Here is a 26,364-nt window from a genome sequence, read left to right on the forward strand (position 1 = left end):
CAAGATAGATGCAGGAATAACATAAGTAGGCAGAAAGGATGTGGTGAAGGAAAAGCGAAATGTATATAAATTCTATAATGGGGAGAAATGCAAGTCAATGAACATCGGGAGGACAGGAGGAAAACAGACCCATAAAAAAACAGCCGGGATCAGCCGGCTGTTCGGGATGCGGACATGTTCTTTTGTTTAGACGCCTTGCGGTCCTTCATGATTTTTCGAACAACCGGGTAAATGACCGGCGCCCATTTGATAACGGTTTTGATCATTTTTTTCAAAGCTCCGATTCTCCCTTCTTTTTTCTCAACCATTCCCCTGATTCCCCTTTGCTTAAACATGCTAACGCGACACGTACCTGTTTCCCGTCACCCAGAAACGCCACGGATAATCGCGCGCCTCTCCGCTGTTGTCGATGCCGATGCGCGGGCCGGTTGACATGGCTTCCGGTGTGTACCCGCTTTCAATGTAAAGCGGCTGTTCCGTGATCCAGCGTCCGTAGTCATTCATCGTGACGCCAAGCGCTTTCGTTAACTTTCCGGGACCATTTGTCCATTCTCTCGGACGCCGGCCAGGCCTTCTTTCCTCCATTAACAGCTGGCCTTCATGAGGCTCAATCGCCCTGATTAATACCGCTTGCGGAACATCCTCTTCTGCGGCAACGACGTTCAGCAATGTATGGGTGTGCATCACATACGTATACACACGGCCAGCTTCAGCAAACATAATCTCAGTCCGCTTCGTCCGGCGGTTGTTAAAGCTGTGGGCTGCTCTGTCCCCGGCTCCCATATAGGCCTCTGTTTCCACAATAAAACCTGAAGCTGTCCCTTCATCCGTTTCCTTTACCAAAAGACAGCCGAGAAGAGAAGGAGCCAGTTCTAGGGCCGTTTTTTGATAGAACTCGATGGGCAGCGGATTTTTTTTTCTGGTCACGAATGTCGTACTCTCCTTTTTTCGTTTTGGTAATTGTACCATTCCCGAAGCAGCTAAAAAAAAACTTCAGTTTTAAAATTCTTCCATTAAGGGCATATTGTTACCGTTCAAAAAGGAGGCTCAACCAATGAAAGATGATCATCAAAAAGAGTATCACGGCACAAATGTCGAAGGAAGTGAGGATGCGCTTTCTCATAAGACATCCGGGAAAAACGAGTCAGAGGATACCTTGACGAACAGACAGGGGCATCCTGTTACCGACAACCAGAATGTGAGGACGGTCGGGAACAGAGGGCCCACAACGCTGGAGAATTACGATTTTCTCGAAAAGATCAGCCACTTTGACCGAGAACGCATTCCCGAACGTGTTGTGCATGCCAGGGGTGCAGGCGCACATGGGTATTTCGAAGCCTATGGCAGTTTTGGAGACGAGCCGATTTCGAAGTACACACGAGCGAATCTTTTCCAGGAAAAAGGAAAGAAAACGCCGGCATTTGTCCGTTTTTCCACGGTGAATCACGGAAAACATTCACCTGAAACCTTACGGGACCCGCGCGGCTTTGCCGTTAAGCTTTATACCGAAGACGGAAACTGGGATTTGGTCGGGAACAACCTGAAAATCTTTTTTATTCGCGATCCGCTGAAATTCCCGGATCTTGTACACGCGTTTCAGCCTGATCCGGTGACCAATATCCAAGATGGTGAACGTATTTTCGACTTCATTTCTCAATCTCCTGAAGCGACACATATGATCACATTCTTGTTTTCGCCTTGGGGCATTCCCGCCAACTACCGGCAGATGCAGGGTTCAGGCGTTCATGCCTACAAATGGGTGAATGAGGAAGGCAAGGCCGTTCTTGTGAAATACCATTTTGAACCGAAACAGGGCATCCGCAACCTGACACAGAAGGAAGCAGAAGAGATTCAGGGGAAAAACTTCAACCACGCGACACAGGATTTGTATGAAGCGATTGAAAACGGAGATTATCCGGAATGGGAGGTGTATGCCCAAGTCATGAGTGATGACAAGCATCCGGAGCTCGACTTTGATCCGCTTGATCCGACTAAGCTGTGGTATAAAGAGGACTTCCCGTGGAAGCCGATCGGCAAATTAGTGTTAAACAAAAACCCTGAGAATTACCATTCTGAAGTAGAACAGGCTTCATTCGGTACAGGGGTCCTTGTCGACGGGCTTGATTTTTCTGATGACAAATTGCTTCAAGGCCGGACGTTTGCCTATTCCGATACGCAGCGGTACAGAGTTGGCGCAAACTACCTGCAGCTGCCAATCAACTCACCGAAAAAACACGTCGCGACCAACCAGCAAGGGGGGCAAATGCAATACCGCGTGGATATCGGCGAAGGTCAAAATCCGCATGTAAACTATGAACCGTCAATTATGGGCGGGCTGAAGGAAGCGAAGCAAGATGGTAAAGACCACACCCCGCATGTCGAAGGTAACCTGAAGCGGGAAGCGATCGACAGAACGAACAATTTCGGACAAGCCGGTGAAACGTACCGGAGATTTACTGAGTTTGAGCGTACTGAACTCATCACAAATCTGGTCAATACGCTTTCAACCTGCAGAAAAGAAATTCAGGAGCAAATGATTGAGAATTTCACAAAAGCCGATCCGGACTACGGAAAACGCGTTGCGGAAGGGCTGAAAAAGGCTTCAGAAAATAACAGCAACGGACCGATCGGCACGACAGAAACGGCTCAAGCCGCCGAGCAGGCTGAACAGGAAAGCCATCCGTCTGATCCGTATTAACACCAAGAACAGGACTTTTTGAAGTCCTGTTTTTTATTTCCCTATTGAAACGTTTTCACTCATTGTGTTGTACTGGAAGAAAAGAGGTGGTGAGAGCATGGAAATACAGCAGCCGCTGATGCCTCAGCAGAAAACAATCGGTGCTTTAGATCACGCCGTTTTCTTATGCATGGTATTTTGTTTTTGGTTTTCGGGCTATATTTACGTTCCTGTTTTCAGCCTGTATTTGGAGGATCTGCACTTTTCATACGGAGCGATCGGCATGATTCTTGGAAGCTATGGGGTGACCCAAATCCTGCTGCGGTTCCCGCTTGGGCTTCTGTCAGAAATTCTTTTTTCTCTGCGCAAGTCATTGTTAATCGCCGGCTTTGGATGTTCCATTCTCAGCAGCGTGCTTTTTCTTGCGTTTGATTCTTTTTTCTTCGTCCTGACCGCCCGGCTTCTCGCGGGGATTACAGCATCCATGTGGGTGATGGCGACGATTCTATACACTCATTATTTCAAAGATGGCAGTGCCTCAAAAGCAATGGGCATCATGCAGTTTTTTACCGTCATGCCTCAGTTTGTCAGCATTGTGTTCTGTGGGCTTGCAGCAGCGCATTTAGGCAGGCAGGTTCCGTTTTGGATGGCACTGACTGCTTCGGGCATCGGCCTTGTGATATGCTGCTTTATGAAAGATCCGTCGACTTTTCCCGCTCATCACAAGACTGTCCGTATGCCGCAATACATCAGGGACACATTGCGGCTGCCGAAGCTGAAGCTTTTCACGATTCTATCTATGACCGCACATGCCGTGCTATTTATGACGGTGTTTGGTTTTACGCCGCTTTACACGAATCAGCTCGGAATGGGAGACATCGAACTGCTTTGGGTGATGAGCGCCTTTTTTCTCCCTCATGCAGCGGCTACCCTGAGCTTTTTGTTTTTGCGTTTTACCGGAAGAATCGCCTATGTCACCTTGCTGATCTGTTTTGCTGTCATTGGAGTCTGTTTGATGTTCGTTCCTTTTTCAGCTTCATTGCTCACGGTTTGCATGACCCATGCTTTCATCGGTCTGGCGCTTGGCCTTGTGTTTCCCCTATTGTTAAGCCGGGTCGTCGATATCAGCTCAGCGCGTTTAAAAATGTCAGCCATGGGATTTTATCAATCGTTTTATGCACTGGGCATCTTTACCGGCCCCCTTCTCGCCGGAAAAATCGCACAGGTTTTCGGTTTGCCGGAGGTATTTTATGGAGCCGGATTGATGGCATTGGCCGCTATGATGATGATGCTGGCCACAAAGCGGAAACTGATCAGTTAATAGCTTTCATACCGCCGGAAGCGCCACACAGAAAAAACGGCCAGAAGCACGATGCACAGAATGGAGAATGTGAGCGACCATCCGAAAAAGTCCGCCCGCTCTCCATGAAGCAGAATATGCTCCGCCTGCTTGCAAAGCTCAGCCGGCAGCCATTTCGCACCATCAGGAAAAAGCGAGACAGCAAAGGAAACGGCAGCAGTCAGCCCAATCCCGGCTGCCGCGGCTGCTCCGAGAGACCGAAACATCGTGCTGCCGGCAAGCCCTGCAGTAACAATAAACATCATCCAAAGAGAGTAGAGGCCGAGGCTTGCTGCAAAGCGGCTGAACGATGCGTGCTCAAACAATATCCGGACGTAATAATAAGCAAGTCCGTACCCAGCTGCAAACGACGCGATTCCGATCATGCTTTGGGTGATCCATTTGTTCAATATATACTGGGCTGCCGTCACAGGCCGCGACATAATCAGAGCCGTTACACCTTGATTTCTTTCATTCGCCACACTGCCCATGACACTGAAGATGATCAGCGCCATGCCAAGCGTGTTGAATTGGGAAAGCGTGCTCACCATCACCTCAGATCCGGAAGGCATGGTAAAACTGATTTTCATACCGTCTGGAAGATTCCCCCCATGCGCAATGATTTCCGGCATATAATAAATGGTCAGCGGCTGCGTCAGCCCCACGATCATCATCGCAATGGGCAGCCAGATCAGCTTTCCGCTTCTCCAGCCTTCCAGCCATTCCTTTTGTAATAGCGTCATCATGACATTCATGCGTGCACCACCTTAAGATAGACGTCTTCGAGAGACTCCGTTTTCTGTTCAAAACGGGTGACTGTCAATCCCATTTGGATACAATCACTCAGCAATATCCTGCCAGAGCCTGTATCGCTTAGCTCAAAAACAGCTTGAGACGGATTCATATAGACAACATCGGATATATAAGGCTTCTCTTCAAGCCAGCCCTTCAGTTTCTCTTTCACAGTAAGAGTGAAAACATTCGTTTGATGCTGTTCTTTGAGCTGCTGTAAAGCGCCTTTCCATGAAATCTCGCCGCTTTTCATGATCACGACTTGATCACACACCTGCTCCGCATCGTGCAAAACATGAGTAGAAAACAGAACAGCCATATGTTTTTTCAGCTCCCGCATCATATCCAGCACCTCGATACGCCCTGAAGGGTCCAGGGCAGAAACCGGTTCATCCAAAATCAAAAGCTTCGGTTTATGAAGCAGAGCCTGAGCCAGACCGAGCCTTTGTTTCATGCCGCCAGAATAACCGCCGATTCTTTTGTTTGCCGCGTCCTGCAAACCGACAAACGCCAGCATTTCGCCTATTTTCTCTTGGCATTTTTTCTTTGAAAGGCCAGACAGTCTCCCGGCAAAGGTTAAAAATTCATTTGCCGTCATCCATGAATAAAAAGCCGGGTACTGCGGAAGGTAGCCGATCATACTGCGATCTGCCTTTTTCTCCCCGTACAGCTTGACCGTCCCGGAGGTGGGTGACAGCAGTCCGGACAGCATTTGAAGCGTTGTGGTTTTACCAGCCCCATTCGGTCCTAATAGAGCGACACACTCGTTCTCCTTGACTTGAAAACTGACATCCCGTACAGCTTGATGATGCCGATATGATTTGCATAATGACTCAATAGATAGCATGCTCGCTCACCTTTGCTTTCTGCCGACGGTAAAAAATAAAATCGGCCCAATAATATTGATGCATATAATCACTGCTGCCCACATCCATTTCGGCCCGTTTGTCCGCTCTTCTTTCACACAGCTGATCAGGGCAAACACTGCCAGCACGGCCTGTAACACAATCAGAGGTACAATCATTTCCCAAGAAATATTCATTAGCTGATCCTCCTATTTTTTCGGTCAGGCCTTATCACAAAAAAATAATAGCAAATCAGAGGCATCGGCGCTGTAATCAGTCCGACAATTCCCCATACCCATGCCAGACGATCCCGTTTTTTCGCATCAATGAATAAAAAGATTCCCTGTGCCAATACAATCAGATAAGCAAACACAAAAATCGTCAAATCTGTTTGGAACATCAGCGCTTCACCTCACGTTCGCCAAAGTATCTTTTTTTCTCAGCCGCAATCAAAATCGGCAGGACAGCCAGCACACAGACCTGAAGCACGACAAAAGCAGCGGGAACTTGAGTAAATGCCAGAATCGCCGCGCTTACCACCACCAGTGCACAGAACACAAATAGGATAACTTCTTTCAGCACGCTTTTTCTTCGTTCGGTTTTCATTTGTGACAGCTGATCAAGCAATTCTTTTTGACTCGGTATATTCGGGTTGGCGCATTGGTCAATTTTCTGCAATTCCGATTTTAAATGAACAGATTCTTTATTCATCAGTCCACTCCTTTCTGATTTGCTGGAGCCCTTTATGGACTCTGGACTTTACCGTGCCTTCTTTGATATGCAGCATCATCCCGATATCAGCATAGGTATAGCCGTAATAGTGCCTTAATAAAACGGGCGTGCGCAGCTTCGGGTCAAGCTGAGAAAAGAGATCAAGCGTCTCGCTCCACTCAGAGCCTTTCATTGACACATCCCATTTGATCTTGCGTATCGTTTCCTCTGTAACAGCCTGATTTCGTTTCCATTCTCGCTTCCTCTTTTTCTGGTGATCAAGGTAGAGTCTTGACGCGATAGAGATCAGCCAAGTGGAGAATTTGGATCGGCCTTGAAAACTCCCCAGATGGACGTACCCTTTCAGAAAGGTTTCCTGAACTAGATCCTCGCTGATGTCAGGGTGAAGGGAAAGCTTTAACAAGTATTTGTATAGAAAAGAATAATAATGCTGAAATAGGGCTGTAAACGCCTCGTCGCTTCCCTCTTTCGCCTGCTGAATCAATTGCTGTTCTTCATTTGTATCCAACGGCCGCGATCCCCCCTTTTTTTGTTATCTTGCCTTATGAGACGACACCGGATTCCAGAGCGTTCAACTTTTTTTATAATTCTTTTGATCTATTGACTTCACTGGCTTCTCATTGGTTTTCGTGAACATCTAAATTTGTAAAGCGAAGTACAGTCTGTTAAGCTATGTTTTTATGTCTATTTCAAAATTTCATTATATATGGAGGACGATGCATTGAAAGTAGAAAGGCGAACGATTGAATATATTCCGAATGAAGAAAGACATGGTAAAGCAAAAGATTTATTTCCCGTATGGTTCGGGGCCAATATGCATATCACCACGTTAGTGACCGGTACTCTTCCCGTTGCAATGGGACTTAATCTGTTTTGGAGTGTTGCCGCTATTATTTGCGGAACCTTAATCGGTGCCATATTTATGGCTTCTCATTCCGCGCAAGGACCCCAGCTCGGCATCCCGCAAATGATTCAAAGCCGTGCCCAATTCGGCGTAATCGGAGCGATTCTTCCCCTCTTCTTAGTCATGTTTATCTACCTTGGTTTCTTCGCAAGCAGTACAATTCTGGCGGCCGGGACCTTAAGCAGCTTTGTTCCCATCCCGGGATCATGGAGCATTATAGGCTTAAGCGCCGCATGTTTTTTACTCACCATTTTCGGTCATGATTTGATTCACAAAATGCAAAAAATCCTTTCTTGGACTTCTTTTGCCGTATTTTTTGCTGCAACGATACTCATTTTCCAATTACCGATTCCGGCAGGCAGCTGGATGCCCGGGACGGTCGACTTGCCCGTTTTCTTGGTGGCAGTCAGCGCCGTAGCAACTTGGCAGCTTGCCTATGCGCCTTATGTCGCCGATTATTCCAGATATCTGCCAATTAAAACACCGGCGTCCCAAACGTTTTGGTACAGCTATGCAGGAACATCTGTCAGCTCCATCTGGATGATGCTGCTCGGCGCGCTGCTGACCACGGCACTTCCTGATTTTACGACAAACTCAGGGACCCAGATTGTGCAATTGTTCGGCCCCTTCTCGTTCATTATGCTGATCATTGTTTTATTTGGCCAGATGGCGATTAATGTCTTTAACTTGTATGGAGCTTTTATGTCCACGACGACTACGCTTGAGCCGTTTCTGAAATTAAAAGTCACACCGAAAATCAGAATCATCATGATCCTTGGCGTCACCGTCGTCGGAACAGTCCTAAGCCTTCTCGGGCAAAGTAATTTTATGGAGCTGTTTTTGAATTTTATCTTTTTTATCAGTTATTTCTTAATTCCATGGACGGCGATCAATTTAGTGGATTACTACTTCGTCCGCCACGGGAGCTATGAGGTCAAAGCGATGTTTGATGTCAACGGGCCATATGGAAGAGTCAATTGGATCACAACGATTGCTTTCATTCTGTCCATCTTGTTAGAAATTCCGTTTATCAATACATCCTTTTACATCGGGCCGTTGGCAAAAATGTTTGGCGGAGGGGATATCGCATGGATTATCGGCTTAGCCGTGCCTTCTGTTCTATATTATGTACTCATGAAACCTCGCCTGAAAAAACGAGCGGGCTATCAAGAAAAGCTGTCTTCCCTATGAAGACAGCTTTTTTCATTCAAATCGTTTCCACACACGAGGCAACATGTCAGAGAGCTCGTGGGCGAGCAGCGTATGGGCAGAGTGTTCGTCAGTCCAAAGCTCGGCGCATGCACCGTGCAAGTATACGGCATTTAATACGGCATGTTTCGGGTCTTTGTGGCAGCAAAGCATGCCCAATATCATTCCCGTCAGTGTGTCGCCGGTTCCGCCTTTGGCGAGTGCCCCGTTTCCGGTCGGATTGCTCCAGCAGTCGCCATCGGGAAACGCGATGATAGTTTGATTTCCTTTTAACACGATCACCGTTTGCAGCTGAACCGCCCACTCCTTGGCATATTCTGCTCTTTTATTTTGTAAGTCTTTCACCAGAACCCCTGTCATTCGGGAAAACTCACCTGGATGCGGCGTAAGGATGACGGGCGCCTTCCGTTTCGGATACGTGCGCTTTGTCAGCGCCCCGGCATCCAAAATAACAGGACAATCCTTCTCAAGAACATGATCAACGGCCTGCTGCACCCTCTCTGTTTGCGGAAGCCCCGAACCGATCGCAATTGCCCGGTATGTCTCTTCAAGGCGAGAGCCCGCCGCTTTTTCCCAGCCGTCCCGCCAATACGTGGCCTCCGGCAGAACCGGAACGATCAGCGGGATCACGCTTTCAGACGTGCCGATGACAAGCTTGCCGAGACCGCTCCGCATGGCTCCAAGCCCGGCTAAAAGCGCAGCGCCCGGCATGTCGTCGCTTCCCGCCAGCAGCAAAGCCGTACCGTACGTACCTTTATGGCTCGCTGCATCTCTTTCAGGGAGCGCAGCCCTCACATGCTCTTCCGTCCAAATCGGAACATTCATATCCATACCTCCCCTTATTTCTCTTCTTATTTTTCCTGCACTTCTTCTTTTTCAAACAAAAAAAGACAGCCTCAGAGACTGTCTTTTATTTTACAGGAACGTCGAGATGATAAAGCCGGCGATACCGTTCGTTCGTCGCCAGCAGTTCCTCGTGTGTTCCTTCCATTTCTGTTTTTCCGTTTTCCAGAAAGACGATTTTATCGGCCGCTTCCACTCCCGCCAAGTGATGCGTAATCCAAAGAATCGTTTTACCTTTCAGCACCTCAAACACGGTTTCCATCAGTTCGCGTTCCGTGATAGGGTCCAAGCCTACTGTAGGCTCATCAAGTATAATGATCGGCGTATCCTGCAGCAAAATCCGGGCGAGCGCGATCCGCTGCCGCTCTCCTCCTGAAAATCGGATTCCGGTTTCCTGAACTGAAGTATGATATCCGTCAGGCAGCGACTCAATGTAATCATGCAGCTTCACCTGCTTTGCGGCGCGACGCACATCCTCGTCGCTCGCCTTTCCGTTTCCGAGCCTGATGTTATTCAAAATGCTTGTATCAAACAAGTGAGGCTTTTGATTTAACACAGCCACCGCATCAGCAATCTGATTCTTTACAAGCGCTGTTTCCACTCCGTTTAACGTTACCGAGCCTGAGTCAGGTTTCAATGCGCCCTCAATTAATGCGAGTGATGTTGATTTTCCTGAGCCGCTCCGGCCGAGCAGCGCCATTTTTTCTCCTTGGCGCAGCGTAAAGGAAAAATGGTTCAGTACTTGGCTGCTGTTGTCATAAGAAAACGTCACATCACGAAACGCCAAAGTGACGTCTTTGAGATCAAGCCTGTCAGCCGCAGACGCTGTTTGTGAAGCCCCCGGCTGAGCCACCTTGTTCATTCTTCTGATAGAATCCTGATAACCCGGCACTTCGCCCAACGCATCAGAAAGCGGCAGAAAAGCTTCTGTCAGCGGGAACACAACAAGCACAAAGGCAGCAATCATCGTTTTGGCTAGTTCGCCATTTGCATGCTGCCCCGCCGTCCAAAACAGCATCAGCAAAATAAGGCCGACGACAAAGCATTGCGCGGCGAAATCCCGCCATCTTGTAAAACGATGTTTTTTGCGTTCCAGCTCAAACCAAGCGTTTTCTTCTCTTTCATAGGAATCAATAAAAGCATGCCGGCGTCCGCTGAACATCCAGTCACTGACACCCATCACGGCATCTGTGAGACGGCTGTACAGCACATTTCGCCCGCTTTTCAGCTTGGCATTCTTCGCCCGCGTCACAAGCAAAGACACGACCGGAAACAGCACAACCAGAACAAACAAATAAAGCGCCAGCAAAATGGCAAACGGCCAGGAGAAAAAGCCGAGCGCAATCACTGAAACAGCATACAAAAGCAAGGCTGAGATGGCAGGGAAAATGGTTTTTAAGAAGGCATCCTGCAAATGCTCAATATCCTCAGACAAAATGCCGAGCATATCTCCCGTGCGAAAACGGGACCGCAGCATCAAAGCGCCAGGCTCAAGCATGTTGTAAAGGCGGACGCGCATGTCTGACACGATTTTCAAAATGATATGATGCCCGATCAGGCGCTCCACATAGCGTGACACAGACCGGGCGATCCCAAAGGTTCGAACGGCGACAATCGGCACATAAATGAGCAGGATGTTCTCCGGCCTTGTCGCCGCCTTTGAAATTAAAAACCCTGAAGTAAACATGAGAAAAGCAGCGGAAAAAATCGTCACCGCACCCAAAAAGACAACAAGAACAAACAGACGGGCATTTTGCTTGATATACGGCAGAATCCATTCTTCTTTCTTCATGCTCTTTCCCCCAGTTGTGCCTTCACGAGTTTGGTGTACACACCGTTTTTCGCCAGCAATTCATCGTGAGTCCCGATTTCTGCTGCCCTGCCTCCGACCAGCACGATAATTTCATCCATATCGAGCATCCAATGGAGACGGTGTGTCGCGAGAAAGACGAGCTTGTCATCAAATAAATCCAGCATCGTTTCTTTTATTTCATATTCTGTTTCGATATCCAGATGGGCGGTCGGCTCATCCAGCAGCAGAATCGGGCGGTTACCCAAAAAAGCGCGGGCAAGCGCGACACGCTGAGCCTGACCGCCGCTGAGCGCCCGGCCGCCTTCTCCGATCCGTCCCTCTAATCCTTCAGGAAGAGTGTTTACAAACTCCGTCAATCCCGCTGAGGAAGCAGCGCGGGCTGTATCTTCAGCAGAAGCGCTTGGATGATAAAACCGGATATTGTTCGCCAGCGTATCATCAAAAATATAAGGATGCTGCGGAATATAGAGAAGGTTTTTCTGCCAGTTCCCGTCCTGCAGGTGCGAACGGCTTGAACCGTTCACACTGATAACACCGTCATCCGGCTCCAAAAATCCTCCAAGAATATCGATTAAAGTTGATTTTCCGGCACCGCTTGCTCCAATGATGCCGATTTTTTTCTTCCCTTTAAATGAAAGAGTCATATCAGACATCGCTCGGCCAACTGAGACACCTGACAGCTTCAGTTCATCGTGATTGGACCATGTTTCAAGCTGAAGCGGGGCCTCTTCTTTGAATCCCGGCTGAGATAATATGTCCTGAATCGTCTTGCCCGCTTCCTGTCCATTAAGCGTCGCATGATAATCATTTCCCACTTCCCGCACCGGCAGAAAGTATTCAGGTGCCAGAATAAGCGCTGTTAAAGCGGGGCCAAGCAAAATACCGCCGTCTATCAAACGCAAGCCTAAAAACACAGCAACTGTCGCCACCGACAGCATCGTGAAAAAATCGAGGGCAAATGAAGATAAAAACGCCACCCGCAGTGTGCTCATTGTCGCTTTGCGATACCGCTCACTGACGTGGAAAATGTTTTTGCTATGCGATTTGCTCAATCCTAAAAAACGCAAAGTCTCCAATCCGCGAAGAGAATCAACGAAATGGTTGGACAATGTCTGGTATGATTTCCACTGGCGATCCGCTTTTCGCTGTGCGACAAGGCCAAGAAGAATCATAAAAAGAATCAGAATCGGCAGGGCCGCGACTAAAATAATCGCAGAAGTCCGATCCTGAAAAAACACGTAGATGACAACCGCAGCCGGCACAATCGCCATGCTGACCATTTTCGGCAAAAACAGCTCTAGATAGCGGCGGAATTGGCTGATGCCTTCCATCGCCAGCGTCACCATTTGCCCCGTCCCCTCTTTCTTTGCAAAGCGGGGGCCTAAGCGGAACAGCTGATCGAGAAAGCTTTTCCTCAAATCAGCTCCCGTCCGGGCGGCATAATGATAGACGATTTTCTGACGCGCCACTGTCACCCCGTGCCGCGCGACAAAAGCGATGAGGAAAAAGCCGATCACCGGAAACAGGGAGGCAATGCTCTTCCCGTTGAAAAGCCCGGTTACAGCTTCACTCAGCCACTCTGCCTGCATGATAATAGCGGCTGTCTGAATCAGCGTTAAGCAAGTAATCACGGTGAGAATCCGCTTCATTCCTTTATATCGAAACAGGTCTTTTCCCATTAATAAGTCATAGGCTCCTTATGACTGACGCGCTTCCGGAAGACATAATAGCTCCAGATCTGGCTGCCGATTACAAACGGCAATAGCGTTAATGCTGCAATTGACATGACTTTTAGCGAATAATCACCGGAAGAAGCGTTAGCTACTGTTAAATCGAACGCGCTTTGAATCGAGCTGACCATCACCCGAGGGAATAATGAAATGAAAATCATTCCTACGGTCAGAGCAAGCCCCGCGCCTGTCATCCCGAATGTCCATCCGTCTTTTTTCTTACGGATAAATACAGCCGCGAGCATAAAGCAGATGACAATCAAAACAACAAGCGGAATGGTAATCTCGCCGCGGCGTGTAAACATGTCTGTCTCATAAGCAGAAAGGGCCGCGAAGGCAAGAACCGCTACAAAAACAACACCCATTATCTTTTGTGCCATTTTCCGGGCGCGGTTTTGCAAATCACCAATCGTACGCAGCGTGATGAACATTAATCCATGCTGGAAGCAAAGAAGTGTTACGGTCACGCCGCCAAGTACAGAATATACATTTATATAATCAGATAAGTGCGCGTGAATGTTCATATCGGCATCAATCGGCATACCGCGGAATAATGTCGTAAATAACACGCCGAGCACAAACGGAGGAATCAGACTGCCGAAGAAAACCACCCAGTCCCAAACCTTTACCCATTTCAAATGATCAACCTTACCGCGGAATTCAAACGCGACCCCGCGGCCCATTAACGCAAGCAGCACAATGACAAACGGAATGTAATAACCGCTCAGCATTGTTGCATACCAGTTTGGAAACGCCGCGAATATAGCACCCGCACCAGTCAAAAGCCATACTTCATTCGCGTCCCAGAACGGTCCGATCGTGTTGATCAGCACTCTGCGCTCTAATTCATTATGGCCAAGAAAACGGGTCGCCATGCCGACCCCAAAATCAAAGCCTTCCAAAAAGAAGAAACCTACAAACAATACAGCAACGAGTATAAACCAAAGATCATGAAGAGATGCCATGGTATACCTCCTGACTAAATGGATCTGTTGATACAGGAACATCATGATGATCACTATGCTCCGCACCTTTTTTAATCTCACGAATAAACAAGAAGACAAGCAATGCGCCCAAAATCAGATACATCACACCGAACGCGATGATTGAGAATAACAGGGAGCCCGCCGTTACGTTAGGCGACACGGATTGAGCCGTTGTCATCAAACCCATGACCGTCCAAGGCTGACGCCCGATTTCTGTCATAATCCAGCCCGCGGAGTTCGCAAGAAACGGGAAGGATATCAATGCGATCATGATGCGCAAATACCATTTGCTGTTTTCCAGCTTTTTGCGGCGGTTTAGCCAAAGGCCGCCTAACGCAGCAAGAATCATGACAACACCTGCTCCAACCATAATGCGGAAACTCCAGAACGTCGTTTTGACAGGCGGAATATAGTCGCCTTTTCCGTACACTTTTTCGTACTCTGCCTGAAGTGTTTTCATTCCTTTGACACTGCCGCTGAATTTTTGATAAGCCAGATAGCTCAATGCGTAAGGAACTTTGATTTCATTAGAGCTCTTTTCATTTTTCGTATCAATTGTGGCAAAAGCCGTCCAAGCGGCAGGGTCGCCGCTGTCTTCCCAAAGCCCTTCACTGGCAGCCATTTTCATTGGCTGTGACTCCATCAAGTGTTCAGCCTGCATGTGTCCGCTAAGGCCGACACCAAGGCCTGCACAAAGCCCGACAATCATTGCGAGTTTGAAAGATTGTTTAAAGAATGGCACTTCTTTTTTCTTTAATAGTTTAAAAGCACTGACACCGGCGATAAAGAAAGCCCCGGTGGCAAGCGCACCGAAAATGACGTGCGGGAATTCAACCCAAAGCTGCGGATTTGTAATCAGCGCGCCAAAGTCATTCATTTCCGCGCGGCCGTTTTTGATCGTAAAGCCGACCGGCTCCTGCATAAAGGAGTTCGCTGTTAAGATCCAGAAAGACGACATAATCGTTCCGAATGACACGAGCCAAATGCAGAGCGCATGAATTTTTTTAGGCAGGCGGTCCCACCCGAAAATCCATAATCCGATAAAAATAGATTCCATGAAAAACGCCAATAATGCTTCAATCGCAAGCGGCGCGCCAAATACATCTCCGACAAAACGGGAATAATCAGACCAGTTCAGTCCAAACTGGAATTCTTGCAAAATCCCCGTAACAACACCGACTGCGAAATTTATTAAGAATAAGTGTCCCCAAAACTTCGCCATTTTGAGGTACAGCTCATTTTTCTTCACAAGATAAAGAGTCTCCATCAACGCAACCATAAACACAAGCCCGATAGACATTGGCACAAACAAGAAATGAAACAACGTTGTTGATGCAAATTGAATGCGGGCTAATACTAATTCACTCATGCTTTATCCTCCATTTCCGGTTGAGCGTTATATTGTTCACTACTTCACAAGCAGAACCGAAACTTTGATCAGTATTTCACAAAATAGACGAAAAAAATATTGTTCAATATTTCACAAATACGTCAAAAAGTCGTCCAATATGATTCAAGATTGCCAGACTGACGAATGGCACGATCTCTAAATGGTTCATATTAAGTACTTTACAACGATCCGCTTCAAAAATAAAGCCCGAAATACCTAAAAAGTCCCACACTATGTGACGGATTATTGTCTATTTTGTTGCTGATTTATGACGGCTGCTAGGATAAATGACCCTTTATTATCGTACATCAATGCCTCGCTTCTTGCGAATAAAATGCTTGACCGACATCAGCACTCGTTTCTCGGCACTCCGGCACATCCGGAATTTAGTCAAAACGTCTCTTTTCATCTGAATCATAAAGAAGAAACAGTTTGAATAGTAAATTTTTAATATATTAATAATTTCAACTTTTTAGTATACTTAACATAGTGAACAATTTCACTGCAACAAGAATAGGGGAGGTTTTTCAATGGGAGAGCTTCAAACTCAATTGCAATTGCAAACGGATACAATTCACGAAGGGGTTCGAAAAGAGAATTGGTTTGCGAAAGCTATGAATATAAAAGTAGGCATCATACCGCTTCCTGTGTATGTCTTGCTGTTTATATTAATCACTGTTTTTGTTATGCATCACGATGTAAAAAGTGACATTTTGACATCCATTGCCGTCATGGCGTTTTTCGGATTTACCTTTGCCCAAATCGGAAAATCGATACCGATTGTGCGCTCTATCGGCGGCCCGGCCATCCTTGCTACTTTTATTCCATCTGCTGTCGTCTACTATCATCTGCTGCCAAATGATATTGTCAAATCCACCACAGAATTTACAGAAACCTCAAACTTTCTTTATTTGTTTATTGCCGGAATTGTTGTCGGAAGCATCCTCGGCATGAAAAGAGAAACACTTGTAAAAGCATTTATGAAAATTTTTATACCGCTTATCGCCGGTTCTGTCGCGGCCGCCATTGTGGGACTGGCTGTCGGTACATTGCTCGGACTCGGATTTCAGCACACTCTTCTGTACGTCGTGATTCCTATTATGGCTGGCGGCGTCGGAGAAGGCGCCATCCCTCTGTCCATCGGTTATTCCGATATCATGCCGATGTCTCAAGGGGAGGCGTTTGCACTTGTTCTTCCATCGATCATGCTCGGCAGCCTGTGTGCGATCATCTTAGCGGGCCTGCTCAACAGAATCGGCAAGAAAAAACCGGAATGGACCGGCAACGGTAAAGTTGACCGTTCAGAAGATTCACCTGCGCTGGAGGAATCGCAAAACGGCCAGCACATGTTCAACCTTTCTCTGTTTGCGTCCGGAGGAATCCTTGCCGTTTCCTTGTATTTGGTCGGTATGCTTGCCCACGATTTTTTCGGTTTTCCGGCCCCTGTTGCCATGCTGCTGTTAGCTGTTTTGATCAAGCTGTTCAGACTGGTCCCTGCCTCAATTGAAAACGGCGCGTTTGGCGTGTCCCGCTTCTTTTCAACGGCAGTCACCTATCCGCTGCTCTTTGCAATCGGCGTGTCAATGACGCCATGGGACAAGCTTGTTGCCGCCTTTAATCTCAGCAATATCATTACGATTCTGTCTGTCGTTGTCACAATGATGACGGTCGGCTTTTTCACAGGAAAATGGCTGAACATGTATCCGATCGAAACAGCCATTATTAATGCGTGCCATTCAGGGCAAGGAGGCACCGGTGACGTCGCGATATTAAGTGCCGCTGAAAGGCTTGAGCTGATGCCTTTTGCCCAGGTGTCTACTAGAATCGGCGGGGCCATCACAGTGTCCTTGACCTTATTGCTGTTACACCAGTTTTATTGATACGCTGCAAGCAAGTTCTTCGTATAACGAAAGAGCTTGCTTTTTTGCATTTCCGTGTTTTTACAAGTTCCTGCCGCATGCTATAGTAATAGTTGGAAAGATTACGATAGAAAGGACTCTAGCATGCCTATGGAAACCAGTCTTTTTCTCTTTATCATTCTCGGGCTGGGTATTCAGCTGATATCAGCCCTTGCAGCAAAGCTTCTTCCGGCATTAGAACTCTGGATTGATATTGTTCTTTGGATCGGTGCTGCTAGCTTTATCTTCTCTCAACAGCCTTTCTTAGATGGCATCGTCTCTCTGGCATTGATGTTCACCAGCTACTGGACCGCATTGGATCTGACTGTCCCCAGCCGTGTTGAAAAACCATCAGGCGAATGGCAGGAAATTGAGCTTGCAAGAGACCACACACGCCTCCTCTCGGACATTGCTCTGACTGTCATTGTGTTTGCGGGCGCTATTATTTTCTTCATTTACGGTCCTGACACCAGTGTTCTAAAATATGTGATCCTGTTCGGTTTCATCTCGGGCGGCGCAGCACTGGCAAAACGCATATTAAATTTTCTAAGTGTAAAAGTCTTTTATTCATCGTCTTTAGAAACATGGCATATCAGTTCACGATATGAAAGCCGCACCTACCCGCTTTCAGACCTGAAAGACATCCGGCTTGAATCGACGGCAGATCTATTAAAGCTTCATCCGCTTTTGACCATGTATTCATCCCGGCTCGATATGACAACAAGCTTTCAGCAAGTCATAAGGCTCTCTCTTCCCGGAGAAACGCTGTTTCTGACCGTGAAAGATCCTGAAAAGTGGAAAGCGATTCTCGGGGAATTTCTAGCTTCCGAAACCAAAGAGGAAACGGTTATTGCTGTCCTGCCGATTTATCATCGGAAAAATGTAAAACGGCTTTTAGGTAAACTTTATTTTGCCGCAAGCGTAAAAGGGATATCTGCTTACGCCATATTGGTGCTCGGTTTATATGCCTTACACGCCTCCCCTTGGGTCATTTCTGGTGCCGTGATGTTGTACTGGGTTTTGAATATGTATCTATCTGACCGGGTGCTGCGGACAGCAATGGATGCCAGGCCTTGTCTGAATTCAGACGTTCAGGCAGCGGCAGATAAGATTTTTAGAAAAGCAGGCATTTCGCATGTGGAGATTTACGAAACGGATAGTGATGAATACAACGGCATGGCCGTCGGAATGAATGTAGGAAGATCAATGGTGATTCTGACAAGCGCTACATTAACCCTTCCGCCGCATGTCATTGAGGGTATTCTTGCTCATGAGGCTGTTCATATTAAAAAACGTGATGTGCTGTCCATGCAGCTGTTGCGCTTTTTATACCTTGGGGCAGTCATCGGGATCATTCTTTTACTTGAGCATTACATCGCCCATCCCGGCGCTTACAAAATCGCACTTTGGGCGCTGATCATGGGAATCATCATTCTATTTCAGCTTTATCAGTCATTTTGTTCCCAGTGGATGGAGGTGCGCGCCGATCACATTGGCGCTTCATTGCTGGAGGGCGGATACAGGCAGATGGCCGAATCCTTAAAGATCCTGGCGGTTCGCCAGGATGAAGATCTGCAAAAACAAAACACCTACTGCTCTGATATAGATGAAGACGACGTTAAGGTGAACTCTCTCACCCGGGATAACAGCTGGCTTTTCAGAATCATAGATTTTCAGTTTTCTCCTCATCCGCCTATGTATTGGCGTGTCAGCGCATTGCTTTCAAACAAAGGACACGGCATGGTCAAGCGCTGGCTGAGAGATCGGCTGAAAGAATCCATCTCCCTTAAATGAAACTTTTCAGGCTTCAAAACGTATGAAAAATAACTGTTTAAAGGGGGACGCCATATGATTGTGATTCTTATCGCTTTGATCTTCGGTATGATCGTTATTTATCAATCGGCTCGATCAACCGCTTCAGAAAACAAAGGACGCCAGCGGGCGGACAGCGGTTTTTTCGGATTTTCCGATGGCGATTCCCGCCATGATGGATGCGGCAGTGACGGAGGCTTCGGGGATTCCGGCTGTGACGGCGGAGGGGGCGGCGGCGATTAATCGCCGCCATTTTTATTTCATCGACTCGATATACGCGCCAAATGACGCCCCTGACATTCCCGGGGATACACGTACGCGATGGAGGGCGTACATCCCCTGATCTCTGGAGGCTGCTCCCGGTTCAGTCGTCACTCCCATTTGATAACCGGTTTTTTCAGCGGCCTTCAGGGTATCTTCGTTGTAGCGCCCAACCGGATAGCTGATGATGGCCGTTTGCTGATCGAACATCCTGTCAAACAGCTTTTTTGAATCTGCCATTTCGCTATGCTGCTGTTTTGGCGTTAAACCGTTCAGCTCAAGGTGGTCAATCGTATGGCTTTCAATCGATATGCCATGCTGTGACATTTCCTTCATTTGATCCTCTGTCAGATGATGTTTATGCCCAATCGATTTGCCGATCATAAAAATCGTCGCCTTCATGCCATACTTCTTTAATACCGGATACGCGTCTTTGTAATTATCGGTGTATCCGTCATCAAACGTGATGAGCACACATTTCTCACTCGGCTTCTTGTCCTGAGTCAGCATGAGATACGCCTCTTTTGGGGTTAATGTCTGGTAGCCGTTATCGTGCAGCCATTTCATATGTGCCTCAAATTCTTTCTTTGGCACACGGAGACTGTTGCCTGAAGAGATGCTGTGGTACATCAAAATCGGCAGCTTTGCCGGTTTCTCTGTTTTGATCCATGCGGATGTATCATCTTCTTTTTTCTGTACATGTATTGTCTTTTCTTCCGGTTTCTTTTGTTCCGCTTTTGGCATCTGCTGCTCTGCGATTGCTTCTTTTTCAGCACAAGCGGCAAGAGTCAAACAACTAGCCAAAAGAAAACTGCTTAAGATAAAACGTTTCATCGGTTTCCTGCTTTCTGTCTATTTCTTCCTCCTTTTCATCGGTTGATTTGCGGGATTTTCAAGTGAAAAAACCAGACATGTAGCCATGTCCGGTGCAGATTAGGAAAACTGATTCAAAATCAAAGACGTTAAAAGACCAAGAGCAGCAATTAACCCTGTCATCGGACCGCTGTCTTCATATGCCTCGGGCATCATCGTGGATGCAATCATTGCGATGATGCCTCCGCCCGCAAAAGCGGCGATTGCCGACATCATCTCCTCAGGAGCGCCATCGAGGACGTAATATCCTGACCATGAGGCAAAAATAGAAATCATCAATACCGCCGCCCAAAGCAGCAAGATTTTCGCCTTTGAATATCCGCTGTTCTTCATGCCGTCCGTACTGGACAGCCCTTCAGGTATATTGCTGATAAAAATCGCAATCACCAAAAGGAAGCTGACGGATTGTTTTTCAAGAAGGCTGGCTCCAATCATAATAGATTCGGGGACAGCATCCATGATGGTGCCGATAAAAATCGCGATCCCCCCGCCGCCTGCAGCTGCTTGTCCCGATCTTTTTCTTTGTGACGCGCCTCTTTTCGAAACCGCGTAATCAAAAAGGGTAAACACGACAGCGCCTGCTATAAATCCGGCTCCTGTCGAGACAATTCCGCCATCCTTCACCGCGTCCTCAAGAAGTTCATAGGCAGCAGCGCCGATTAATACCCCTGTGCCAAAAGCCATGATATAACCGATGATACGCTTGCGAATCGGGAGAAACATAGACGCCAGCGCACCCAGCAAAACAGCAGAACCGGAAATCCCGCCCCACATCGCCGCATTCCACATTTCTATCTCTCCTTTCTACAAACCACTACCCGCCGCGGTTTTTGCTGTAAACCTTGAGATAGAGAGGGAATGCAAAAAACCGGACATCGCTCCATGTCCGGTTCTCCAGCTTAACGGATTCTGATTTCAGTTTCACTGTCAAAGAAATGCCCTTTATTCATATCAAACGCAACTGTCAGCTCATCCCCTGACTGAATATCGAGACGGGCGTCGATCCTCGCAATGAAATCCTGGTTATCGATTTGCGAATAAATCATGATTTCAGACCCCAGCAGCTCCGCAACATTGATTTTCGCTTTAATTGAAGAACTCTTATACGATTCCACGACAATCAATTCATCATGAATATCCTCAGGGCGGATGCCGAAAATGACTTCTTTGCCAATGTAGCCTTTTTCACGAAGCACCTTCATTTTCCCCTCCGGCACACTCAACACGGAAGAACCGATTTTGATTGTGCCGTCAGACAGCTTCCCTTTGAAAAAGTTCATCGCTGGTGACCCGATAAAACCGCCAACGAATACATTTTCAGGGAATTCGTAAACATCCTTCGGCGTCCCGATCTGCTGGATTTTGCCGTCCTTCATAACCACAATCCGAGTCGCCATCGTCAATGCTTCTGTCTGATCATGCGTGACATAAATCGTGGTGGTTTGCAGCCTCTGGTGGAGTTTAATAATTTCCGCTCTCATTTGCACCCGAAGCTTTGCATCCAAGTTTGACAAAGGCTCATCCATCAAGAATACCTTTGCATCCCGCACGATCGCCCTTCCCAGCGCAACCCGCTGTCTCTGCCCGCCTGAGAGCGCTTTAGGTTTGCGGTGCAAATATTCTTCCAGCCCGAGAATTTTAGCGGCTTCCTCCACTCTTTTTTTGATTTCAGGCTTGGGCATTTTGCGGAGCTTCAGTCCGAATGCGATATTATCGTATACCGTCATATGCGGATAGAGCGCGTAGTTCTGGAACACCATCGCGATATCCCTGTCCTTTGGCGCCACATCATTTACCCGTTTTCCTCCAATATAAAAATCGCCTTTCGAAATTTCCTCAAGTCCTGCGACCATCCGCAGTGTCGTTGATTTGCCGCAGCCGGACGGGCCGACAAATACGATAAATTCCTTATCCGCAATGTGAAGATTAAAGTCGTCTACCGCCGCTTCCTTCTGATCATAATATTTATAAATGTGCTCCATCCGCAATTCAGCCATCTAACATCCCCCTTTGTTATTGTAAACGCTTTCTTAAATCAAGTGTATCAGCATTTATCCGACACTGAAATGGGCAGCATTCATAAAATCACACGGCCGTTTTCGTGCATATTTCCAGTTTATTCTGAACCTTCGCTTTGCAGGCAGATAAAATACGCAAGCAGAGCGCCTGTATATGTTTTAATGTCTATTCCTGACCGCTCGATAAATTTATCAATCCGGTACTGCAGGCTGTTGCGGTGCAGATGCAGTTTTTTCGCTGTTAATGTCACGTTTGAGCTGTTTTCGATAAACAGCTTGATTGTTTTTCTCAGCTCAGGTTCATTTTCAAATAATAGCTCGGCTTCTTCACTAAGCAGTGATTTCAGCTGTTCCTTTTCTTCCTCCAATAATAAAAAAGGGAACATGATATCAAACGTCACACGCTGAACCTGCGGCAGCCGCTTTTCAGCGAATAGAAAATACGTTTGTTCACGGGCATAATGTTTTCGTAAGCGCTCATCTGTTTCATAAAACCTTCCAGCGTAAAAACGGACACTGAAGTAGAAATCACTTTCAAGAACCCTGGCGAGCGACTCCAATTCGTCTTTCCCCGCTGCCGCTTCACTTTCCTGCTCGACAATCACGCCTCTGTCCTCATGCATCCAAACAATCACAAAAGACACCGGCCAAAAATGGCGCATCGCTTCCGTAAATGATGCCCGTTCAGTTTTGCCGATCAAATGAAAATGAATGAACCTTGTCCTCTTCTTGATATTCGGCGGCACTTCTCCTTGCGAGAATAGAAACGCAAACCACCTGTTTTCTTCCGGCGATTTGAGAGACCTGTGATCTGCCTCTTCCGCTAGCGTTAAAAATGACTGAAGCAGCAATGCCTCCTTTTGGCTGATCTCCGTTTTTGGGATCGAGATATATTTCTGACTGTTTTCATCAAAAAAACACAAGCAGTCTTCCTTTGTACAAAGCTTGCCAGACACAATCGAACCGGGATAAATAGCCAGCAGCGACTTCATATGGTCTCCTCTCCTATGTAAGGATATGTATGTTCAGTATAAGGCGAAATGCACATGTTCTCCAGCTTCTTTTCGTATTAGATGGCCCTCTTTCGTTTACAGCAACGGCAATAAAGCGCGATACAAACAAATAGATCCCTCTGCGTCTGCGCAGAGGGACCTCCTTATTTTGAAATATCCACAAACCCTTCACCAAACACATCGCGCACATCATGAACGATCACAAACGCTTTTTTGTCACAGCTTCTGATGATTTTCTTCAGCATAGAAAGCTCCTGTTTGTTAATGACGATGTACAAAATCTCTTTTGACTCGCCCGTATAATTTCCCTTTCCTGATAAAATGGTGACGCCCCGATCCATCAGCGTATTAACCTGCTCGGCAATCTCACCTTTATTTTCCGATATGACAGTAATCGCTTTTTTCGTATTCAGGCCTTCAATAATAAAGTCCATCACTTTTGTTCCGATATACAGCATCACAATCGTAAACATCATTTTTTCCGCACCAATAATAAAATAAGAGCTGAAGACAACAATTAAATCAAAAAAGAGCAGGGCGTAACTGATATTCCAATCTAAATATTTATTGGCAATTCTGGCCAGAATGGCGGAACCGGCTGTTGTGCCGCCGACCCGAATGATCATGCCGATCCCGACACCCGCAAACACCCCTGCGAAAATCGTGTTAATGATCAGCTCATCAGACGGTGTGCTCCACCCGTGTGTCAAATGCAGAAAAAGCGAGTTTGCTGCCACGGCGATAATCGTATAAACCGTGGTTTTCCCGTCGAGAAATTTATATCCGATCAATAGCAGAAAAGCGTTTAATATAAAGTTTGTCACCCCGGGAGACCATTGAAACACATAATACAAAATCAGCGTAATCCCCGTAACGCCGCCTTCCCCAAGGTCATTGGGGATCGCGAATAAATTCACAGCAAGCGCGAAGAAAAAAGCGCCAATCACAAGCATCAGCACATCAAGCATTTTCTTTTTCATCACAGAACACTCCTTCTTCAGATAGTATCAACAAAAAAACCCAGGAGTACGCTCTCGCAAAAGAGCAGAAACTCCTGGGCTTTTATCCCACCGTGTCATAACAGCCAGACTGTTATGTGTTTTCTCTCGGTCACAGGCCAATATGCATTGCGGAACCCTAGAAAACCAATGTTTTAGCATATCCTTTTCACTTTCCAATATTAGCATTATAAGGGACTGAGCAAATAGGTTCAAGGGGTTATTTACGGAGATTTAAGTGCAAGTTAAAATTCAAGAAAATACAAATTAGCTATTAACATATGAATCATATAGACGATAAGAAAATAAGCATATATTTTCACAAGAAAATATAGCTAACAATGATAAATAATATAATAAATTGATAATTTTGTATTGACTAAGTGAAATAATATAGGCATTATAGTACATATGTTTTGTGTATTTAATGACATAGGAGGAAATATAATGGCAGGAAAACTAGTCCCTTGTAAAGCTTGCGGTCAAGAAATTGCAAAAGGTGTAAAAAAATGTCCTAACTGTGGTAAGGATCAGCGTAACTTTTTTATGAGACATAAAATTATTACGTTTATTCTGGCAATTGTTGTCATCATTATTATCGGTAATGTTATTGGCGGCGGAGGCGATTCAGAAGCCACTTCCAAAACATCAAGCAACAGCAAAGCTGAAACTGAAAAAACATACAATATCGGTGATACTGTTAAGACTGAGAAAACTGAAGTGACAGTTACAAAAGTAGAAGACAGAGATTCTGTTGGCACTCAATATATTGAAAAGAAAGCATCTGATGGAGGTACTATTGTAGCTGTTCAATATACAATTAAAAACGTATCCAAAAAGCCGATAAGTTCTTTTTCAATTCCAACTGCTAAATTGGTTGATGGTGATGGCACTTCTTATGATTCTGATATTGATGCTTCTTCAACCTATGCAACTGAGACAAAAGTTGATAACTCTAAAATATTGAGTGATCTAAATCCTAATATTAAAGTAACAGATGTGAAAGCTTTTGAAGTCGACAAGGAAGCTTATGCAAAAGGAACTTGGAAACTCAAATTCAGCAATGATGTGATTGTGAAAATCAAATAATAGCAGACAAGGGTGCCTTAACAGGCACCCTTGTTCTCTAAAAAAGGCCTTCTCTGTTGAGAAGGCCTCCATTCTTATTTCAGACTCTTATACCCATTCACATTCGAAGACTGCCATCTCCAAGAATCGGCACACATTTCTTCAAGGCCTCTTTTTGCTTCCCAGCCCAGTTCCCGCTTCGCTTTTGCAGGATCTGCGAAGCAGGTTGCAATGTCTCCGGGGCGGCGGTCCGCAAATTGATACGGAACCTCTTTCCCTGATACTTTTTCAAAGGCTTTGACCATTTCAAGCACACTGTAGCCCGTGCCTGTTCCGAGGTTGTATGCATCAGCTCCGGTGGAGTTCAATACTTTTTCCAGCGCCTTGACGTGGCCTTCTGCGAGATCGACGACATGAATATAATCGCGTACGCCTGTCCCGTCTTTGGTCGGATAATCATTTCCGAATACGCTTAACTGCTCCAGCTTGCCAACGGCTACCTGTGCCACATATGGCATCAGGTTATTTGGAATGCCGTTCGGATCTTCACCGATTCGTCCGCTCGGATGCGCGCCGAATGGATTAAAGTAGCGCAGCAGGGCAACGCTCCACTCATTGTCAGCCGTATGCAAATCACGCAAAATTTGTTCAAGCATGAGCTTCGTCTGTCCATAAGGGTTTGTTGCACCTAATGGAAAGTCCTCCGTAATCGGTGACGTTTCCGGTACGCCGTATACCGTTGCGGAAGAACTGAATACGATTTTCTTAACGCCGTATTTCTCCATGATTTCACATAAAATAAAGGTTCCCGTAAGATTGTTATGATAATATTTGAGCGGAATCGCAACAGACTCTCCGACTGCTTTTAAACCCGCAAAATGAATCACAGCCTCAATCTCGTTTTCTGCAAAAACCGAATCTACCGCTTCCCGATCCAATAGATCCGCTTCATAGAACGTTAACTCTTTTCCCGTAATCTCTTTGACACGATTCAGCGCCTCAGCTGAACTGTTGGATAAATTATCAAGAACGACAATCTCATAGCCGCTGTTCAATAACTCCACACATGTGTGGCTTCCGATGTATCCCGCGCCGCCTGTAACAAGTATTGCCATGATGTAAACCCTCCTAAAAAATGACCTGATTTTATTATATAGTGTTTA

General features: G+C 46.5%; 26 protein-coding genes and 1 riboswitch. Of the genes, 7 read left to right on the forward strand and 19 right to left on the reverse strand.

Going from position 1 to position 26,364, the window contains the following annotated elements; translation table 11 throughout:
* Positions 1-149: 149 nt before the first annotated feature.
* Together P3L57_RS19350 and P3L57_RS19355 are read right to left on the reverse strand one after the other, a co-directional pair.
* Positions 150-308, reverse strand: coding sequence for a hypothetical protein (locus P3L57_RS19350; RefSeq protein WP_044159993.1), 159 nt, complete (start codon positions 306-308; stop codon positions 150-152).
* A 28-nt stretch (positions 309-336) separates the two neighbouring features.
* Positions 337-927 (reverse strand): DNA-3-methyladenine glycosylase, encoded by a 591-nt coding sequence (locus P3L57_RS19355; protein WP_059292244.1) that lies wholly within the window; start codon positions 925-927, stop codon positions 337-339.
* A gap of 127 nt (positions 928-1,054) precedes the next feature.
* Here P3L57_RS19355 and katX point away from each other — a divergent pair, with 127 nt between their 5' ends.
* Both katX and P3L57_RS19365 read left to right on the forward strand, forming a co-directional pair.
* A complete protein-coding gene (gene katX, locus P3L57_RS19360; protein WP_069486735.1) occupies positions 1,055-2,698 on the forward strand; it encodes a catalase KatX in 1,644 nt (547 codons plus the stop codon).
* Positions 2,699-2,795: 97 nt separating this feature from the next.
* Positions 2,796-3,998, forward strand: coding sequence for an MFS transporter (locus P3L57_RS19365; protein ID WP_059335219.1), 1,203 nt, complete (start codon positions 2,796-2,798; stop codon positions 3,996-3,998).
* Here P3L57_RS19365 and P3L57_RS19370 read toward each other — a convergent pair.
* The 6 genes from P3L57_RS19370 to sigY are packed head-to-tail and all read right to left on the reverse strand — an operon-like array spanning position 3,995 to position 6,893.
* On the reverse strand, positions 3,995-4,771 hold the full coding sequence (locus P3L57_RS19370) for an ABC transporter permease (RefSeq protein ID WP_069486734.1): 777 nt from the start codon (positions 4,769-4,771) through the stop codon (positions 3,995-3,997). The two genes, P3L57_RS19365 and P3L57_RS19370, sit on opposite strands and share 4 nt — an antisense overlap.
* Positions 4,768-5,655, reverse strand: coding sequence for an ABC transporter ATP-binding protein (locus P3L57_RS19375; RefSeq protein WP_044160002.1), 888 nt, complete (start codon positions 5,653-5,655; stop codon positions 4,768-4,770). The genes P3L57_RS19370 and P3L57_RS19375 overlap by 4 nt, the downstream gene beginning before the upstream one ends.
* 6 nt (positions 5,656-5,661) lie before the next feature.
* On the reverse strand, positions 5,662-5,850 hold the full coding sequence (gene yxlE, locus P3L57_RS19380) for a sigma Y negative regulator YxlE (protein WP_024123344.1): 189 nt from the start codon (positions 5,848-5,850) through the stop codon (positions 5,662-5,664).
* Positions 5,850-6,053 (reverse strand): sigma Y negative regulator YxlD, encoded by a 204-nt coding sequence (yxlD, locus tag P3L57_RS19385; protein WP_044160003.1) that lies wholly within the window; start codon positions 6,051-6,053, stop codon positions 5,850-5,852. The genes yxlE and yxlD overlap by 1 nt, the downstream gene beginning before the upstream one ends.
* Entirely contained in the window at positions 6,053-6,364 is a 312-nt protein-coding gene (locus P3L57_RS19390) for a YxlC family protein (protein WP_069486733.1), read from the reverse strand. Before P3L57_RS19390 ends, yxlD begins: the two co-directional genes overlap by 1 nt.
* Positions 6,357-6,893, reverse strand: coding sequence for an RNA polymerase sigma factor SigY (gene sigY, locus P3L57_RS19395; protein ID WP_044160005.1), 537 nt, complete (start codon positions 6,891-6,893; stop codon positions 6,357-6,359). Before sigY ends, P3L57_RS19390 begins: the two co-directional genes overlap by 8 nt.
* A 213-nt stretch (positions 6,894-7,106) precedes the next feature.
* On the opposite strand from sigY, the gene P3L57_RS19400 reads away from it, so the two are divergent.
* Positions 7,107-8,480, forward strand: coding sequence for a purine-cytosine permease family protein (locus P3L57_RS19400; protein ID WP_024123348.1), 1,374 nt, complete (start codon positions 7,107-7,109; stop codon positions 8,478-8,480).
* Between the two features lie 12 nt (positions 8,481-8,492).
* Here P3L57_RS19400 and P3L57_RS19405 read toward each other — a convergent pair whose 3' ends face one another.
* The 5 genes from P3L57_RS19405 to cydA all read right to left on the reverse strand — a co-directional run bounded on the left by P3L57_RS19405 (position 8,493) and on the right by cydA (position 15,239).
* Complete coding sequence (locus P3L57_RS19405; RefSeq protein ID WP_069486732.1) at positions 8,493-9,323, reverse strand: NAD(P)H-hydrate dehydratase; 831 nt, start codon at positions 9,321-9,323, stop codon at positions 8,493-8,495.
* Positions 9,324-9,408: 85 nt separating this feature from the next.
* Complete coding sequence (gene cydC, locus P3L57_RS19410; RefSeq protein ID WP_069486731.1) at positions 9,409-11,133, reverse strand: thiol reductant ABC exporter subunit CydC; 1,725 nt, start codon at positions 11,131-11,133, stop codon at positions 9,409-9,411.
* Positions 11,130-12,833, reverse strand: coding sequence for a thiol reductant ABC exporter subunit CydD (gene cydD / locus P3L57_RS19415; protein WP_069486730.1), 1,704 nt, complete (start codon positions 12,831-12,833; stop codon positions 11,130-11,132). The genes cydC and cydD overlap by 4 nt, the downstream gene beginning before the upstream one ends.
* Positions 12,833-13,849, reverse strand: a complete 1,017-nt coding sequence (gene cydB / locus P3L57_RS19420; protein ID WP_044160009.1) for a cytochrome d ubiquinol oxidase subunit II — start codon at positions 13,847-13,849, stop codon at positions 12,833-12,835. The genes cydD and cydB overlap by 1 nt, the downstream gene beginning before the upstream one ends.
* A complete protein-coding gene (cydA, locus tag P3L57_RS19425) occupies positions 13,833-15,239 on the reverse strand; it encodes a cytochrome ubiquinol oxidase subunit I (protein ID WP_059292235.1) in 1,407 nt (468 codons plus the stop codon). The genes cydB and cydA overlap by 17 nt, the downstream gene beginning before the upstream one ends.
* A 551-nt stretch (positions 15,240-15,790) precedes the next feature.
* On the opposite strand from cydA, the gene cimH reads away from it, so the two are divergent.
* From cimH to P3L57_RS19440, 3 genes are all read left to right on the forward strand, one after another.
* Positions 15,791-17,140: a citrate/malate transporter CimH gene (gene cimH, locus P3L57_RS19430; RefSeq protein WP_069486729.1), complete on the forward strand. Its 1,350-nt coding sequence runs from the start codon at positions 15,791-15,793 to the stop codon at positions 17,138-17,140.
* A gap of 123 nt (positions 17,141-17,263) precedes the next feature.
* A complete protein-coding gene (locus P3L57_RS19435) occupies positions 17,264-18,952 on the forward strand; it encodes a M56 family metallopeptidase (RefSeq protein WP_083244487.1) in 1,689 nt (562 codons plus the stop codon).
* A gap of 57 nt (positions 18,953-19,009) precedes the next feature.
* Positions 19,010-19,213, forward strand: coding sequence for a hypothetical protein (locus P3L57_RS19440; protein WP_044160384.1), 204 nt, complete (start codon positions 19,010-19,012; stop codon positions 19,211-19,213).
* Positions 19,214-19,225: 12 nt separating this feature from the next.
* Here P3L57_RS19440 and P3L57_RS19445 read toward each other — a convergent pair whose 3' ends face one another.
* The 5 genes from P3L57_RS19445 to P3L57_RS19465 form a co-directional block, all read right to left on the reverse strand.
* Complete coding sequence (locus tag P3L57_RS19445; protein WP_059292234.1) at positions 19,226-20,065, reverse strand: polysaccharide deacetylase family protein; 840 nt, start codon at positions 20,063-20,065, stop codon at positions 19,226-19,228.
* A 99-nt stretch (positions 20,066-20,164) separates the two neighbouring features.
* Positions 20,165-20,893 (reverse strand): ZIP family metal transporter, encoded by a 729-nt coding sequence (locus P3L57_RS19450; RefSeq protein WP_059335225.1) that lies wholly within the window; start codon positions 20,891-20,893, stop codon positions 20,165-20,167.
* A gap of 110 nt (positions 20,894-21,003) precedes the next feature.
* Positions 21,004-22,101, reverse strand: coding sequence for a maltodextrin ABC transporter ATP-binding protein MsmX (msmX, locus tag P3L57_RS19455; RefSeq protein ID WP_059292232.1), 1,098 nt, complete (start codon positions 22,099-22,101; stop codon positions 21,004-21,006).
* Between the two features lie 119 nt (positions 22,102-22,220).
* Complete coding sequence (locus P3L57_RS19460; RefSeq protein WP_069486728.1) at positions 22,221-23,114, reverse strand: PucR family transcriptional regulator; 894 nt, start codon at positions 23,112-23,114, stop codon at positions 22,221-22,223.
* A gap of 164 nt (positions 23,115-23,278) precedes the next feature.
* Positions 23,279-24,115 carry a YitT family protein gene (locus P3L57_RS19465; protein WP_003218811.1) on the reverse strand — a complete coding sequence of 279 codons (837 nt, stop codon included), beginning with the start codon at positions 24,113-24,115 and terminating at the stop codon, positions 23,279-23,281.
* Positions 24,116-24,184: 69 nt separating this feature from the next.
* A riboswitch (guanidine-I (ykkC/yxkD leader) is annotated at positions 24,185-24,287 on the reverse strand.
* 392 nt (positions 24,288-24,679) lie between these two features.
* Between P3L57_RS19465 and P3L57_RS19470 the strand changes: the two genes are divergently transcribed.
* Positions 24,680-25,222, forward strand: a complete 543-nt coding sequence (locus P3L57_RS19470) for a DUF4352 domain-containing protein (RefSeq protein WP_139127439.1) — start codon at positions 24,680-24,682, stop codon at positions 25,220-25,222.
* A 74-nt stretch (positions 25,223-25,296) separates the two neighbouring features.
* Here P3L57_RS19470 and galE read toward each other — a convergent pair whose 3' ends face one another.
* Entirely contained in the window at positions 25,297-26,316 is a 1,020-nt protein-coding gene (galE, locus tag P3L57_RS19475; protein WP_059292229.1) for a UDP-glucose 4-epimerase GalE, read from the reverse strand.
* Between the last annotated feature and the right edge of the window lie 48 nt (positions 26,317-26,364).

Origin of the sequence: Bacillus sp. B28 (assembly GCF_029536185.1) — a bacterium.
GTDB classification, from domain to species: domain Bacteria; phylum Bacillota; class Bacilli; order Bacillales; family Bacillaceae; genus Bacillus; species Bacillus halotolerans.

Bases quoted from the DNA above. Each gene is read 5' to 3' on its own strand.
- P3L57_RS19390 (WP_069486733.1), bottom strand. From the start codon at position 6,364: ATGAATAAAGAATCTGTTCATTTAAAATCGGAATTGCAGAAAATTGAC.
- cimH (WP_069486729.1), top strand. From the start codon at position 15,791: ATGGGAGAGCTTCAAACTCAATTGCAATTGCAAACGGATACAATTCAC.
- cydA (WP_059292235.1), bottom strand. From the start codon at position 15,239: ATGAGTGAATTAGTATTAGCCCGCATTCAATTTGCATCAACAACGTTG.
- yxlE (WP_024123344.1), bottom strand. From the start codon at position 5,850: ATGAATATTTCTTGGGAAATGATTGTACCTCTGATTGTGTTACAGGCC.
- galE (WP_059292229.1), bottom strand. From the start codon at position 26,316: ATGGCAATACTTGTTACAGGCGGCGCGGGATACATCGGAAGCCACACA.
- cydC (WP_069486731.1), bottom strand. From the start codon at position 11,133: ATGAAGAAAGAAGAATGGATTCTGCCGTATATCAAGCAAAATGCCCGT.
- P3L57_RS19445 (WP_059292234.1), bottom strand. From the start codon at position 20,065: ATGAAACGTTTTATCTTAAGCAGTTTTCTTTTGGCTAGTTGTTTGACT.
- yxlD (WP_044160003.1), bottom strand. From the start codon at position 6,053: ATGTTCCAAACAGATTTGACGATTTTTGTGTTTGCTTATCTGATTGTA.
- P3L57_RS19435 (WP_083244487.1), top strand. From the start codon at position 17,264: ATGCCTATGGAAACCAGTCTTTTTCTCTTTATCATTCTCGGGCTGGGT.
- P3L57_RS19450 (WP_059335225.1), bottom strand. From the start codon at position 20,893: ATGTGGAATGCGGCGATGTGGGGCGGGATTTCCGGTTCTGCTGTTTTG.
- P3L57_RS19405 (WP_069486732.1), bottom strand. From the start codon at position 9,323: ATGAATGTTCCGATTTGGACGGAAGAGCATGTGAGGGCTGCGCTCCCT.
- cydD (WP_069486730.1), bottom strand. From the start codon at position 12,833: ATGGGAAAAGACCTGTTTCGATATAAAGGAATGAAGCGGATTCTCACC.
- msmX (WP_059292232.1), bottom strand. From the start codon at position 22,101: ATGGCTGAATTGCGGATGGAGCACATTTATAAATATTATGATCAGAAG.
- P3L57_RS19460 (WP_069486728.1), bottom strand. From the start codon at position 23,114: ATGAAGTCGCTGCTGGCTATTTATCCCGGTTCGATTGTGTCTGGCAAG.
- katX (WP_069486735.1), top strand. From the start codon at position 1,055: ATGAAAGATGATCATCAAAAAGAGTATCACGGCACAAATGTCGAAGGA.
- cydB (WP_044160009.1), bottom strand. From the start codon at position 13,849: ATGGCATCTCTTCATGATCTTTGGTTTATACTCGTTGCTGTATTGTTT.
- P3L57_RS19375 (WP_044160002.1), bottom strand. From the start codon at position 5,655: ATGCTATCTATTGAGTCATTATGCAAATCATATCGGCATCATCAAGCT.
- P3L57_RS19470 (WP_139127439.1), top strand. From the start codon at position 24,680: ATGAGACATAAAATTATTACGTTTATTCTGGCAATTGTTGTCATCATT.
- P3L57_RS19350 (WP_044159993.1), bottom strand. From the start codon at position 308: ATGGTTGAGAAAAAAGAAGGGAGAATCGGAGCTTTGAAAAAAATGATC.
- P3L57_RS19465 (WP_003218811.1), bottom strand. From the start codon at position 24,115: ATGAAAAAGAAAATGCTTGATGTGCTGATGCTTGTGATTGGCGCTTTT.
- P3L57_RS19365 (WP_059335219.1), top strand. From the start codon at position 2,796: ATGGAAATACAGCAGCCGCTGATGCCTCAGCAGAAAACAATCGGTGCT.
- P3L57_RS19370 (WP_069486734.1), bottom strand. From the start codon at position 4,771: ATGAATGTCATGATGACGCTATTACAAAAGGAATGGCTGGAAGGCTGG.